The sequence below is a fragment of the Hymenobacter sp. B1770 genome (genome assembly GCF_049896385.1).
Taxonomy (GTDB): domain Bacteria; phylum Bacteroidota; class Bacteroidia; order Cytophagales; family Hymenobacteraceae; genus Hymenobacter.
The window spans coordinates 59,041-72,623 of sequence record NZ_JAFCUF010000006.1; the positions used below are offsets into that span (position 1 = coordinate 59,041).

Below are 13,583 nucleotides of genomic sequence, written 5' to 3' on the forward strand. Positions count from 1 at the left end.
TTGTTCCAGTGGCACGAAGACGCGAACTACAAAGTTCGCGCTACAGTACACAAAGATACCCACCCGCCTCGCGTCCCGTACTTTTGCCGGCTCCTTCACGCTGCTTCGCCGTTGCCGTTACCCATACCCACGTCCCCTTTCTTTTGGCTTCTGCTTGCGAGCGTGGTGGTGCAGCTGTTTTATGCGGCGTATTTCTTCTGGCCCTTTGCCCGCCGCGCCCCCGAGGCACCCGCCCACGCCCCGGGTCCCGATACTGAGCCCGTTTCCGTCATCGTCTGCGCCCGCAACGAGCTTCTCAACTTGCGCCGCCTGCTGCCCCTGTTGCTGAAGCAGGACTACCCCGCCGGTTTCGAAGTCATTCTCATCGACGACCGCAGCGAAGACGATACCTACCTCTACGCCCAGCAGCTGGCCCAGTACTACCACGAAAAGGTGCGCCTCGTGAGCGTGGCCCGCACCCCCCGCGGGTTTGCCCCCAAAAAATATGCCCTCACCCTCGGCGTAAAAACGGCCCGGTATCCCCGCATGCTTTTCACCGATGCCGACTGCATCCCGGTCACCAATCAGTGGCTCCGACTGATGCAGCGCGGCTTTGCCCAGGGGGGGGGGAAGCCGACATCCGATTTAGTCGTCGGATTTTCGGCCTATGCCGAAGCCCCGGGCTTTCTCAACCAGCTCATTCGCTTCGAAACCCTGCTCACCGCGGCTCAATACCTGAGCTTTGCCTGGCGGGGCTGGCCCTACATGGGCGTGGGCCGCAACCTGGGCTACACCCGCGCCTGCTTCACGGCCACCAAGGGCTACGCCTCGCACATTCGCCAGCTCAGCGGCGACGACGACCTGCTGGTGCAGGACGCCGTGCGCCAAGGCCTGCAAGTAGCCGTGGTGGCTGACCCTGCCGCCCACACTTTAAGCGAACCCGCCGCAACTTGGGCCGTATGGTGGCATCAGAAACGACGGCACTTGTCGGCCGGCCGGGCCTACCGATTGGCCGACCGTTTGCGGGTGGGCACCTTCTTAGCAGCCAACATGTTGTTCTATTTGGCTGTAGTTGTGCTAGTATTTTCCCCAAACAATTGGATACCTTTGGCGGTCGTATGCACCCTCCGAACATTGTTTGTGAGTGCCGTGTATGCCCGACTAAGCAGGCGCCTCCAACAGTCCGTAATCGTCGGATTGCTCCCCGTGCTGGACTTAGCCTATTTTGTTCAATATCTGGCCTTGGGAATTTCTTTATTCCTTAATCGCACCCTTCGATGGAAGTAAACAATCAAGATATTCAGAAGCAGTTTTCAGTTAAAGCCAAGCATGACTTTAAGCTGATTCGCGCCGCCGTGGACAACGGCGATGAGAAGGCTTATGCTGAACTGATGCAAATTTACAAGAAGCCCGTTTACCACGTGGTTCTCAAGATGGTGCGCAACCAGGACGATGCCGAAGACCTTACCATTGAGGCCTTTGCCAAAGCCTTCCGCAACCTGCACAAGTTCAACCCTGAGTATGCTTTCAGCACTTGGCTGTTCCGCATTGCCACGAACAACTGCATTGATTTTATCCGCAAGAATAAAATCAAAACGATGTCGATTGATTCCGCCATTAAAGTGGACAACGGCGACGAAATCACCATCGATTTCCGCGACAACGACCTGAACCCGGCCGAGCACGCCGTGCGCAACCAGAAGATTGAAATCATGCGCCACGTGGTGTCGCGCCTGCCCGATAAGTACCAGCGCCTCGTGTCGCTGCGCTACTTCGATGAGCTTAGCTACGAAGAAATTGCCACCGAGCTGAAAGCTCCGCTCGGCACCGTGAAAGCTCAACTGCACCGGGCCCGGGAGCTGCTCTATGACATGGTGAAGCACACCAAGCAGATTATTTAATCGTGAAAAAGCCCCGGCGCAAGTCGGGGCTTTTTTTATGCTATTGGTAATAGAAAAGAACGTCATTCAGAACGCAGCGCAACGTTCTTTTAGCAGCAAGCATGGCATTAAAGTCGCACCGTGCACCTTTGCACCCATGAACCTCCTGCAGCACTACTTCCCCGAACTCACCACTAAGCAGCTCCAGCTATTTAAGCAGCTGGAAACCGAGTTCCGGGCTACCAACGAAGCCATCAACCTGGTGTCGCGCACCGACATGGACAACTTTGTGGAGCGGCACCTGCTGCATTCGCTGGCCATTGCCAAGGTGATAAAGTTTCCCAAGGACAGCGCGGTGCTCGATGTAGGCACGGGCGGCGGCCTGCCGGGCTTGCCGCTGGCCATCATGTTTCCCGAAGTTCATTTTCACCTTGTCGACAGCATCGGCAAGAAAATCCGGGCGGTGCAGTTCATGGCCGCGGCCCTGGGGCTGGATAATGTCACGGCCGAGCAAACCCGCGCCGAGCAGGTGCGCCAGAAGTTTGATTTTGTAGTGAGCCGGGCCGTGGCGCGCTTGGCCACTTTCCATCCCTGGATTACCCACCGCTACAAGTCCCAAGGAGCGGCCGGCTCAGGGCTGTACTATTTGAAAGGTGGCGACCTGACCGAGGAAATAGCCGAGTCTGGCCTCAAAGCCAAGGTGACGAACCTCAGCGACTTCTTCAGCGAAGAATTTTATGAGACGAAAAAGATAGTATTTGTCGCAGCCAAATAGCCGGCAAGTCTTGGCTACGCTGGCACCTCAGCCGTGAGAAACTCCACGGCCCGTCGCTCCGAGTAGTATTCGCCATCGGGTGAACCTTCGGGGAAACCGACGTGCCCACCCTCGGGCGGCGTTTCCAGAAACACAAAAGGAGAATTGGCCGCTACTTCCCGTGGGAAGCAGGACGCTGGGAGAAATGGGTCGTTCTGCGCGTTTACCAATAGCGTGGGCACCTGAATGCCGCTTAGGTAACGTCCAGAACTGGCGTGTTGGTAGTAGGCATCGGCTGAGTCGAAGCCATGCATGGGCGCGGTGTAGCGGCTGTCGAACTCCTGGAAATCACGCAGGTCTTCGATGCCATCCAAATCAACTTGGCCCGGCAGCAGCTCTGCCTTGGCCCGCACTTTCAACCTCAGTGATTTCAGAAAGCGGCGCAGGTACACTTGGTTCTGAGGCCGGCTGATGTGCACGGAGCTAGCCTGCAAGTCGGTCGGGACAGAGAATACGGCGGCTCGTTTTACTTCGGCGGGCACGCGGGCAGGCTCCTCGCCCAGGTACTTCAAGGTAACGTTGCCACCGGCGCTGAACCCTACCAAATAAACGCGCTGGTAGCGTCCGGTGGCCACCGCGTGGCGCACTACCAGGTCCAAGTCGTCGGTATCGCCGAGGTGGTAGGAGCGGAGCAATCTATTCATTTCGCCGCCGCAGCTGCGGTAGTTCCAGGCCAGAGCGTCAAAGCCGGCGCGGTTGAGGGCCCGCACCATGCCGCGCATGTAAGGGCGGGACGCATCTCCTTCGAGGCCGTGCGAGACGATGACCAGGGCATCGGTAGGCGGCATTTCGGGGAGTCGGCTCCAGTCCAGGTTAAGGAAGTCACCGTCGGGTAGTTCTACTCGTTCGCGCTGGTAGGCTACGCCGGACACGGTGCGCCAAAGACTGGGTATGATGGTTTGCAGGTGGCCGTTGAATAAATAAAACGGCGGCTGATAGCGGGAGTTAGATACCAGAGGCATGGCGCGTAATTAATAATGGAGCAGCAGCGCTATGATTTGGAGTAGTGCAAGTAGTAAAGTTCGCACATAATCGGCATGCATACTAATTAGTTATCTAACTTGCTTGGGAGCACTCATGCCAGACATATTATGAACGTTATGCTTCGCGCCGTTCTACATGGCCATTCAGTGAATCGTTGGGTCTCCATCCTGCTTGTCCTCAATATTTTTGCAAACATGGTTTGATTTTACCGTGTAGGTTTGTACCTTTGCCCTCCCAAACACAGAACTCAAGCATAACGCTCCTATATATCCCAACTCATGGCAAACCATAAGTCGGCCCTCAAACGCATCCGCAGCAACGAAGCCAAGCGCGTGTTGAACCGTTACCAGCACAAATCCACCCGCACGGCCATCAAGCGCCTGCGCGAAGCCACCGACAAAACAGCCGCTCAGGAGTTGCTGAAGAAGGTGTCGTCGATGCTGGACCGTTTGGCCAAGAAGAACATCATCCACAAGAATAAAGCTGCTAACAACAAGAGCAAGCTGACAAAGCTCGTCAACGCGCTTTAGTGCGAGACGAGTTTAGTAGGGCCAGACTGCGCCGCCCCAAGGTCTGGTTCTACGCTCCTTACAGAAGCCTCACTCCGCAACGGGTGGGGCTTCTTGCGTTTGGCTTAAGCTAAATCGATTGCCTGCTGAGCCTATCGACTCGTCAACGCTCCTGCGGCTGCTCAGAAGTCCCGCATGCGCCGGCCACCTCCTCCGCGCGGGTGAGGTTGTAGCATTTATTGAGGCATATGCAAAGGAAGCGCAGATGGCAGGCTATGGCACAGCAACGCAAACAAAAGGGCTTCCCACACGTGGGGAAGCCCTTTTGTTTGTGGCAATTAATTTCCAGAGCACAGCAAGAGTTTACGCCACGCTTACCTTCACCATGTTGGCTTTGCCTTTGTCCTGAATCGGCATTGAGCCGGTGTTGATGAACACGTCGCCGACCTCCAGGTGACCCGTGGTGGTGAGCACGTAGCGAATGTCGGCTACGGTGCTGTCGGTGCTGATGAGGCGGTCGTAATAGAAGCTGCGTACGCCCCACACCAGGCTCAGGGCCGTGAGCAAGGGCCGGTTGTCGGTGAAGATGAAAATGTTGGCCTTGGGGCGGTACTTGGCCAGTTGGAAGGCCGTGTAGCCATGGTGCGTCATGCCGGTGATGGCTTTCGAGCCCGTGTTTTTGGCCAGGTGGCAGGCTGCTGAGATGACGCTGTCGGCCATGAAGTTGGGGCTAGCCGGGTCGATGGGCCACCAATGGTGGAAGAGCTGTGGGCTGCGGCTTTCCACGCTCAGAATGGTGCCCACCATGGAGCGGATTACCTCGGCGGGGTAGGCACCCACAGCAGTTTCGGCGGAGAGCATCACGGCATCGGCCCCGTCGAGCACGGCGTTGGCGACGTCGCTGGTTTCGGCGCGGGTGGGGCGCGGGGCCGTAATCATGCTCTCCATCATCTGAGTGGCTACGATTACGGGCTTGCCGGCCGCGTTGCACTTGGCAATAATCATCTTCTGGGCCATCGGTACCTCTTCCATCTTCACTTCCACGCCGAGGTCACCGCGGGCCACCATGATGGCATCGGTAACGGCAATGATTTCATCGATGTTGCGCAGGCCATCGGGGGTTTCAATCTTGGCCACCACGCGGGTCTTTTTGCCAGCATCGGCAATCAGTTTCTTGATAAACAAGATGTCATCGGCTTTGCGGGCAAAGCTGAGCGCTACCCAGTCCACATCGTTGTCCATGCCAAATTGCAGGTCTTCGATGTCCTTCTCGGTCATTGAGGGCGCCGACACTTCGGAGTCGGGCAGGTTGATGCCCTTGCGGGGCTTCACAAGGCCACCGTACACCACTTCCACGTCTACTTCCTGGTCGCGGTCGGTAGCCAGTACTTTGAGCTCGATTTTGCCGTCGTCAATCAAAATCATGTCGCCGGCTTTCACGTCGCGGGCCAGGCCCAGGTAAATCGTGCTCAGGCGCGTGGCCGTGCTGATTTCCTTCTCGCCGCACACCAGCTTGATTTTGTCGCCGGCCTTGATTTCAACGCCACCGCCTTCCACTTCGCCCAGGCGGATTTTGGGTCCCTGCAAGTCCTGCAACAAACCCACGGAGGTTCGCATGTCTTTGTTCAGCCGCCGCACGGTGTTGATGACGGACAGGTGGTCTTCGTGGGAGCCGTGCGAAAAATTAAGGCGGAATACATCGACTCCTTCGCGGATGAGTGTGCCGAGGCGTTCGTAGGTGTTCGAGGCAGGGCCTACAGTGGCCACAATTTTAGTCTTGTTGAAAGTGGGACGGTTTTCCATCTATTGGGGGATTGATTACAAAAAAACTCCCCTCCTTTTTTAAGGAGGGGACGCTGGCGCCAAGCGCCAGCTGGGTAGTGAGGTCGTTGAACCGAAGGTCGGCGTGGCCAACGACGCCGGAAAGAATCATAGGCGCATCGTTCAGGTGTCGTGCTACTAGTTCAACCACTTTGAGCCCTTAGCTCAAACATCCCCTCCCTGTCTAAGGAGGGAAATTTATTCATTCATTACAGAATCAAGTTTTCCTTGTATTTCAAAGTATTTGGGTCAAACTGACACACGTACTGCACGGCGTCGAGAGCCGTGAGTTGTTGCATTAATTCTTCGTCGGCGAGGTCTCCGCTGCCATTGCTTACGGCCAGCAGATAGTCGTACTCCTTGATATCGGGAGCTAAGAACGGCTTTTTTAAATTAGAGGGCGCAATGGACCGATTTCGCAGCAGGCGAAAAGTAAGCGTTTCGGTAGCGTACAGGTAGTGCGTGAATACCAGGCGGCCCCGACTGAGCAGGTTGAGCAGCAGCTCGGGCTGCTTAACGAGGCGCAGGCGCAGGGCCCGGTTCAGGGTCCAGGCAAGGGTATAGTCGCGGGTGCTGCTGACCAAGCCAAACAGGGCAAAGTCGCACTCGTAATCAACGTCTAGGGTGAAGGTCTTCATATAGCCACGTGTAGGGCACCCGGCGAGCGGGCAAGGGCAAAGCTAACGCTTGCAGCGGGCAGCTGCCAGGGCTGCCGCCATAATCTTGTACTCGTAATTAGGAAGCACGGGCATGGGTTAGTTGGAAAATCTCTCGTTACTTTGCGCCGTAGTTTTCCTTAAACCCCACGGAAATGTCTGAAATCGCAGAAAAAGTAAAGGCCATTATTATTGATAAACTGGGCGTTGAAGCCTCGGAAGTTACCACTGAAGCTAGCTTCACTAACGACCTGGGTGCTGACTCGCTGGACACCGTCGAGCTGATTATGGAGTTCGAAAAGGAGTTCAACGTAAGCATTCCCGACGACCAGGCTGAGAACATCGGCACCGTGGGCCAAGCCATCAGCTACCTCGAAGAGCACGCTAAATAGTTAATTCACGTTTCGGAGCGCATCAGATAATTTGAGCGGACCATCTTACCCGTCCTTTTTATTAAGCCCGGAATGAACAGTTAGTCCTGCAAATACCGGCTGGCCCGCCGCCGGCCGGTTTTGCTGTTTTATCCCGCTTCACCTTTCGCGCCATTGGCGTTTGCTTATGTCGTCCATCCGACGGGTTGTCGTTACCGGCCTTGGGGCCATCACACCGCTGGGCAATACTGCCCCGGCATACTGGGAAGGCCTGCGTACGGGCACTAGCGGCGCTGCCGCCATCACCCGCTTCGACCCGGCCAAGTTCAAAACCCGCTTTGCCTGCGAAGTCAAAGGCTATGAGCCTGACAATTTTTTCGACCGCAAGGAGCACCGTAAAATGGACCTCTTCACCCAATTTGGGGTGGTAGCAGCCGACGAAGCCATTGCTGATTCCGGCATCCTGGAAAGCGGCGTTAATAAAGACCGGGTTGGCGTAATTTGGGGCTCCGGTATCGGTGGCCTGAAGTCGTTGCAGGAGGAGTGCATCTCCTTTGGTCGTGGCGACGGTACGCCTCGCTACTCGCCCTTCTTCATCCCGCGTATGATTGCCGATTCTTCGTCGGGTAACATCTCCATCAAGAACGGTTTCCGCGGTCCCAACTTTGTTACGACATCGGCCTGCGCCTCGTCGAACGACTCCATCATCGCGGCGTTCAACAACATTCGCCTCGGCTTGGCTGATGTGATGGTGACCGGCGGCTCCGAAGCAGCTATTACCGAATCGGGCGTAGGCGGCTTCAATGCCCTCAAGGCCATGAGCGAGCGCAACGACGACCCGGCTTCGGCCTCGCGGCCCTACGACAAGGACCGCGACGGCTTTGTGCTGGGCGAGGGCGCCGGTGCACTGGTGCTCGAAGAGTACGAGCACGCCAAGGCCCGCGGCGCCAAAATGTACGCCGAGTTGATTGGTGGCGGTATGTCATCGGATGCGTACCACATTACCGCGCCTGACCCCAGTGGCAGCGGCGTAGTGCTGGTGATGCATAATGCTCTGCGCGATGCCGGCATTGAGACCACCGAAGTTGATTACATCAACACCCACGGCACGAGCACGCCGCTGGGCGACGGTGCCGAAATCAAAGCCATTGAACAGGTTTTTGGCGAGCACGCTGAGAAAATCAACATCTCCTCAACCAAAAGCATGACCGGCCACTTGCTGGGCGGTGCGGGCGGGGTGGAGGCGGTGGCGAGCATCTTGGCCATGCACCACGGCTTGGTGCCCCCCACCATCAACCTGCACACGCCCGACCCGGAAATCAACCAGGCGCTAAACTTCACCCCGAACGTGGCGCAGGAGCGCGACGTGCGCGTGGCGATGAGCAACACCTTCGGTTTTGGCGGCCACAACACATCGGTCATTTTCCGCAAGCTGTAGGGCATCAAAGCCTAGGTAAAGCCATTAGGAACGTCATGCTGAGCTTGCCGAAGCATCTCTACCGCGCAACTAATTAAAGTTAGTTTTGAGGTAGAGATGCTTCGGCAGGCTCAGCATGACGTTCTTGCTTGCTGGGTATCAAATAATCAATTACGCATTAGCACCTTCCACTTTGCTCGGTTTCGTTTCCCGTTTTTTTGGTTCTGATAAGGCATTCCGGCAGGCTGTGAGCACGGTCACGGGCCTCACGCCAACCAATGTGAAGCTGTACCGGCTGGCTTTCACGCACTCCTCGGCCGTGCGGCAACAGCCGTCCATCGGCCGGCACCAGACCAACGAGCGATTGGAATTTTTGGGCGATGCGGTACTGGGCACGGTAGTAGCCGAATACCTCTTCAAAAAGTATCCTTACGAACAAGAGGGCTTCCTGACGGAGATGCGTTCGCGCATTGTGAACCGCGAAAGCCTGAACAACATCGCGCTGAAACTGGGGCTGGACCAATTGGTGCAGTTGGATGCCGGCCAAGGCCGTGCCGCCCGCTCGCGCTCCGTGAACGGCAACGCTCTGGAGGCGCTAGTGGGCGCGGTGTATCTGGACTTGGGGTACAAAGCGGCCCGCAAGTTTGTGCTGACGCGCCTCGTCAAAGGCTTTGTGGATGTGCACACGCTGACCACTACCACGGCCAATTTCAAGAGCAAACTGGTGGAATGGGCCCAGCGCCAGGGCAAGACTCTGCGCTACGACATTACGGGAGAAGCACGGCCCGGCGGTATGATGGAATTTACCGCCACGGTGCTGCTGGATGAGGAAGTAGTAGCCACCGGGATGGGGCTGAGCAAGAAGCAGGCAGAGCAGCTGGCAGCCGACCGGGCGCTGCAGGCACTGGGCGTTTCGTAAAGCTCCTGGAAAGCCTTCAAGCGGCAAAGGGCAACCTGATGAGCTAAAAAGGAGTTGATTTGTAGAAATACTCCTTCTTCTTTCTTATGAGAATAGCCGGCGCCGCCCTCAACCAGATTCCCATCGACTGGGAGCACAACCTTCGCAACATCCGCATTGCCATTGAGATGGCGAAGGAAAACGGCGTGGAGCTGTTATGTTTGCCAGAGTTGTGCCTGACTGGCTATGGCTGTGAAGACCTGTTTCTGAGCGACTGGATGCCCGAGGCGGCGCTGGCTTACTTGCAGCAAGTGCGACAGTGGTCCGAGGGCATTTGCGTGGTGGTGGGCCTGCCGGTGCGGCTGCACAAGCGCACCTATAACACGGCCGCCGTGTTGCGCAATGGCGAGATTCTGGGCTTTGCAGCCAAGCAATTTCTGGCCAACGATGGGGTGCATTACGAAACCCGGTTTTTTACGCCCTGGCCAGCTGGTGAAACCACGACAGTGGAATGGGAAGGGGAGCAGTGGCCACTGGGCGACCTAATTTTCGAGCACAACGGCGTGCGCTTCGGCTTCGAGATATGCGAAGATGCGTGGCACCCCGATGACGTGCGCCCGGCCAGCCGCCTGGTGGGCAAGGTTGACTTGATTGTGAACCCCTCAGCCAGCCACTTTGCCATGAGCAAAACCGACGTGCGCTACCAGCTGGTGATGAAGGCGTCGCGCACGTTCAACTGCACCTACCTCTACGCCAACCTGCTGGGCAATGAGGCGGGGCGTGTAATTTACGACGGCGAGATTCTAGTGGCCCGCAACGGCCATTTGCTGTTGCGCAACCAGTTGCTGAGCTTCAAAGAAGTTGATTTGGAGTGGATGGACGTGGATTTTGAAATCGAGCTGGCGCCGGCGGCAGATATAGTGCCCTTGGCCGAGCCGGATGAGTACAAAGAGCTGAACCAGGCAATGAGCCTGGGACTGTTTGACTACATGCGCAAGTCGCGTACCCGGGGCTTTGTGCTGAGCCTTAGCGGTGGGGCTGACTCCTGCTTTTGCGCCGTGGGCGTGGCCGAAATGGTGCGGCTGGGCGTGGAAGAGTTGGGCGCAGAAGAGTTTAAGCGCCGCTGCGGCTGCTTTCCGGTAGCCGCCAAAACGGTGGTGCAGCAGGAAGGCGCTGGCGGCAAAGCAGCCCAGGTAGTGGCAGAGGAAGATACTGTGGCTCCAGCGGAACTCAGCACCAAGCAGGAACTGGTGGCCCACCTGCTCACGTGTGCATACCAGGGCACCGTGAATTCGTCGAACGACACCTTTAACTCGGCCAAAGAACTGGCCGACAGCATCGGCGCCCGCTTTCATAACTGGGAAATTGACGAGGAAGTGGCCGGCTACGTGGGCAAAATTCAGCGGGCGCTGGACCGGGAGCTGACCTGGAAAACCGATGACTTGGCCCTGCAGAACATTCAGGCACGGGTGCGGGCCCCGGCCATTTGGCTGCTGGCCAACGTGCAGAATGCCTTGCTCATCACAACGTCGAACCGCTCGGAGGCCAGCGTGGGCTACTGCACCATGGACGGCGACACGGCGGGCAGCATCTCGCCCATTGCGGGCGTCGACAAGGACTTTGTGAAAAAGTGGCTGCGCTGGGCTGAAACCGAGTTGGGCTACTCCGCTCTGCGCCACGTGAATGCCCTGCAGCCTACCGCCGAACTGCGGCCCTTGGAAGAGAAGCAAACCGACGAGCGGGACCTCATGCCCTACACGCTGCTCAACCGCATCGAGCGGCTGGCATTCTACGACCGCCTCAGCCCGAGCAAGGTGCTGGCAGCGCTCGAAACCGAAGACACTGGCTTCGACCGCGAGGAGCTTAAAACGTTTGTGCGCCGCTTCTACACGCTCTGGAGCCGCAACCAGTGGAAGCGGGAGCGGTATGCGCCCAGCTTCCACCTCGACGATTATAACGTGGACCCGCGTTCGTGGCTGCGCTTTCCTATTCTCAGCGGTGGGTTTGCCGAGGAGCTGGCGGCGTTGTAGCAGCCGCTCTGGCTGGTGTAAAGCGGCAGGAATTCAGATAACGGAAATAAAAAGCTGAAATCCGCGCAAGGTTGTCAGGCAAATGGGGCCTAAGGCATTGTAGTTCCTGCTTAGTTGATGCTCGGGCAGTTCTTTGCCAGCATTTTCGCTCCTAATTTGTGGCTTACTCTCTCCCCTTGCTGCTGACTGACGACCCACCGGCCGCGCTCTGTCTGAACAGCCCAGCGGCTGCAGCCGAGGCTGAACTGGTGTCGCAGTTGCAGCAGGGCAGCGAAGCTGCTTTTCGAATCTTGGTAGAGCGCTATCAAGACCGCATCTATCGCACGGTGCTGTCGCTGCTCCGGTCACCGGAAGAGGCAGAAGACGTAGCGCAGGAGGTGTTTGTGGAGGTGCATCAGACTATCGGTCGGTTTCGGGGCGAGGCGGCCCTGAGCACTTGGCTGTACCGGCTGGCAACGTCACGGGCACTGAAACAACTGCGGCGGGCCCAGGCAAAAAAACGGTTTGCTTATTTCACCAGTTTGTTGGGTTTCGGCAATGAAGTGCTGCACGACCTGCCCACCCACGAGCACCCGCTGGCCCTGCTGGAAGGGCAACAGCAACTCGGACTGTTGCTAGACCACCTGGCCCGCTTGCCCGACCAGCAGAAGGTGGCCTTCACCCTGCGCCACGAGCAGGAGCTGAGCTACGAAGAAATCGCGGCCGTGCTTGCCACCACCGTGCCCGCCGTGGAGTCGCTGCTGTATCGGGCCCGCAAAACCCTTCGTTACCACTTGCAACCCCATTTCCGCCATGGCTAATTCCTCCGTTCGCCCCGATTCGGACCCGGCATGGGACGACTTGTTGCACCAGCTCCGCCACCAGCCACTAGCCCGGCCCCGGCCGTTTTTCTACAGTCGGGTGCAGGCCCGCCTCGTTGCCACAGCCGCAGAGGATAAGAATTTGCTGCCCGGCTGGCTGCGCCGGCCGGCTTATGCCGCGCTGCTGGGGGTGCTGGTCCTCAGCCTGAGCGGCGACGGTTCGGGATTCCGGGGAGGCGGCACCGCTACGGGAAGCACCAGGCCCAACCAGCAACTGCCGCAGCAGTTGCAACGCTGATTTCTCTCGCCCGCCGGGCCTGCTGTGGGGGCAGATCATGCCCTTCCAACCGCCCGGCTCTTCTGAAACCAATTGGAGCAGTTGCCTCGTGCGCAAGGCGGCGAGCACAAGCGGCTGAGTACCTTTGAACCCACATTTCATTTTTGTTCGCATGCTGCCTTTCCTCGCCGCCATTTACTGGAACGTTGACCCCATCATTCACGCCTTTGGCCCATGGTCGGTGTTTGGCACCCAGCTAGGGCCGATTACGTTGCGCTGGTACGGGCTGTTTTTTATGCTGCCCTTCGTGTTGGGCACATTTGTGCTGACGCATATCTACCGCTCGGAGCGCACCTCCCCGCAGTGGGTCGATGTAATTACCATCTATATGCTGATTGGTACCATAGTAGGCGCACGCCTGGGTCACATGCTATTCTACGACCTCGACGCACTGCTGGCCGACCCCATGGTGGTGTTCCGCATCTGGCAGGGCGGCTTGGCCAGCCACGGCGCCACTATTGGCATTCTGCTGGCCTGCTGGCTGTTTGCCCGCAATAACAAGTTCGATTACCTATGGGTGCTCGACCGCATTGTGATTGTGGTAGCATTGGGCGGTGCCTGCATCCGCACTGGCAACTTGATGAACTCTGAAATTGTGGGCAAGCCCACGGATGTGCCGTGGGCCTTCATTTTTCCGCGCGACATCGAACACCTGGTAGACGGCGTGGCGGTGCCTCGCCACCCCACGCAGCTTTACGAGGCGCTGTTTTGCGTGTTTCTGCTCATCCTGCTTTACTCCATGTGGAACCGCACCAAGGAGCGCACTCCCCGCGGGCAGTTGTTTGGCCTGTTTGTGGTGTTGCTGTTCACCCAGCGCTTTTTGGGCGAATTCCTGAAGGAAAACCAAGTGGCTTTTGAAGATGGCAACCTCTTCAATCAAGGCCAGCTATTGAGCATTCCGCTGATAATTATCGGAATCTGGGTGCTGTGGCGGGCTGGCAAAGACCCCCAAAACCCGTATGGCTACGCTCCGCGCGACCTAGGTTTGGAAGAGGGAGCGCAGCCCTCGGGGCAGGTGCCACCCCAGCCCCAGGCGGGCCCAGTGCCTACTTACAACCAGCCGCGCGGGCAGAAAAAATAAGCGCTT

General features: G+C 57.7%; 14 protein-coding genes. 11 read left to right on the plus strand and 3 right to left on the minus strand.

Features of this window, described 5'->3' with window-relative positions; genetic code table 11:
• The first annotated feature begins 111 nt into the window (after positions 1-111).
• The 3 genes from ACP7AJ_RS13190 (at position 112) to rsmG (ending at position 2,634) form a co-directional block, all read left to right on the plus strand.
• The gene (locus tag ACP7AJ_RS13190) at positions 112-1,266 is read left to right on the plus strand and encodes a glycosyltransferase (RefSeq protein WP_426060678.1); all 1,155 of its coding nucleotides are present in this window, start codon (positions 112-114) and stop codon (positions 1,264-1,266) included.
• Positions 1,257-1,880: an RNA polymerase sigma factor gene (locus tag ACP7AJ_RS13195; protein WP_092675865.1), complete on the plus strand. Its 624-nt coding sequence runs from the start codon at positions 1,257-1,259 to the stop codon at positions 1,878-1,880. The genes ACP7AJ_RS13190 and ACP7AJ_RS13195 overlap by 10 nt, the downstream gene beginning before the upstream one ends.
• 136 nt (positions 1,881-2,016) lie before the next feature.
• A complete protein-coding gene (rsmG, locus tag ACP7AJ_RS13200; protein ID WP_426060679.1) occupies positions 2,017-2,634 on the plus strand; it encodes a 16S rRNA (guanine(527)-N(7))-methyltransferase RsmG in 618 nt (205 codons plus the stop codon).
• Positions 2,635-2,648: 14 nt separating this feature from the next.
• On the opposite strand, the gene ACP7AJ_RS13205 is transcribed toward rsmG, so the two are convergent.
• Positions 2,649-3,635 (minus strand): YheT family hydrolase, encoded by a 987-nt coding sequence (locus ACP7AJ_RS13205; protein ID WP_426060680.1) that lies wholly within the window; start codon positions 3,633-3,635, stop codon positions 2,649-2,651.
• A gap of 300 nt (positions 3,636-3,935) precedes the next feature.
• Between ACP7AJ_RS13205 and rpsT the strand changes: the two genes are divergently transcribed.
• Complete coding sequence (gene rpsT / locus ACP7AJ_RS13210; protein WP_046245794.1) at positions 3,936-4,187, plus strand: 30S ribosomal protein S20; 252 nt, start codon at positions 3,936-3,938, stop codon at positions 4,185-4,187.
• 342 nt (positions 4,188-4,529) lie between these two features.
• Here the strand turns inward: rpsT and pyk are convergent, their stop codons facing one another.
• Entirely contained in the window at positions 4,530-5,969 is a 1,440-nt protein-coding gene (gene pyk / locus ACP7AJ_RS13215) for a pyruvate kinase (RefSeq protein WP_426060681.1), read from the minus strand.
• A gap of 227 nt (positions 5,970-6,196) precedes the next feature.
• Positions 6,197-6,625 (minus strand): IPExxxVDY family protein, encoded by a 429-nt coding sequence (locus tag ACP7AJ_RS13220; RefSeq protein ID WP_426060682.1) that lies wholly within the window; start codon positions 6,623-6,625, stop codon positions 6,197-6,199.
• A gap of 173 nt (positions 6,626-6,798) precedes the next feature.
• On the opposite strand from ACP7AJ_RS13220, the gene ACP7AJ_RS13225 reads away from it, so the two are divergent.
• The 7 genes from ACP7AJ_RS13225 to lgt all read left to right on the plus strand — a co-directional run bounded on the left by ACP7AJ_RS13225 (position 6,799) and on the right by lgt (position 13,577).
• Positions 6,799-7,035 (plus strand): acyl carrier protein, encoded by a 237-nt coding sequence (locus tag ACP7AJ_RS13225; RefSeq protein WP_035564218.1) that lies wholly within the window; start codon positions 6,799-6,801, stop codon positions 7,033-7,035.
• A gap of 166 nt (positions 7,036-7,201) precedes the next feature.
• Positions 7,202-8,452: a beta-ketoacyl-ACP synthase II gene (gene fabF, locus ACP7AJ_RS13230; RefSeq protein WP_426060683.1), complete on the plus strand. Its 1,251-nt coding sequence runs from the start codon at positions 7,202-7,204 to the stop codon at positions 8,450-8,452.
• A gap of 226 nt (positions 8,453-8,678) precedes the next feature.
• Positions 8,679-9,350: a ribonuclease III gene (rnc, locus tag ACP7AJ_RS13235; RefSeq protein ID WP_426060684.1), complete on the plus strand. Its 672-nt coding sequence runs from the start codon at positions 8,679-8,681 to the stop codon at positions 9,348-9,350.
• A gap of 86 nt (positions 9,351-9,436) precedes the next feature.
• Complete coding sequence (gene nadE / locus ACP7AJ_RS13240) at positions 9,437-11,359, plus strand: NAD(+) synthase (protein ID WP_426060685.1); 1,923 nt, start codon at positions 9,437-9,439, stop codon at positions 11,357-11,359.
• A 158-nt stretch (positions 11,360-11,517) separates the two neighbouring features.
• A complete protein-coding gene (locus tag ACP7AJ_RS13245; RefSeq protein WP_426060686.1) occupies positions 11,518-12,159 on the plus strand; it encodes an RNA polymerase sigma factor in 642 nt (213 codons plus the stop codon).
• Positions 12,152-12,457, plus strand: a complete 306-nt coding sequence (locus ACP7AJ_RS13250; RefSeq protein WP_426060687.1) for a hypothetical protein — start codon at positions 12,152-12,154, stop codon at positions 12,455-12,457. The genes ACP7AJ_RS13245 and ACP7AJ_RS13250 overlap by 8 nt, the downstream gene beginning before the upstream one ends.
• A gap of 151 nt (positions 12,458-12,608) precedes the next feature.
• Positions 12,609-13,577 (plus strand): prolipoprotein diacylglyceryl transferase, encoded by a 969-nt coding sequence (lgt, locus tag ACP7AJ_RS13255; protein WP_426060688.1) that lies wholly within the window; start codon positions 12,609-12,611, stop codon positions 13,575-13,577.
• Positions 13,578-13,583 lie beyond the last annotated feature (6 nt).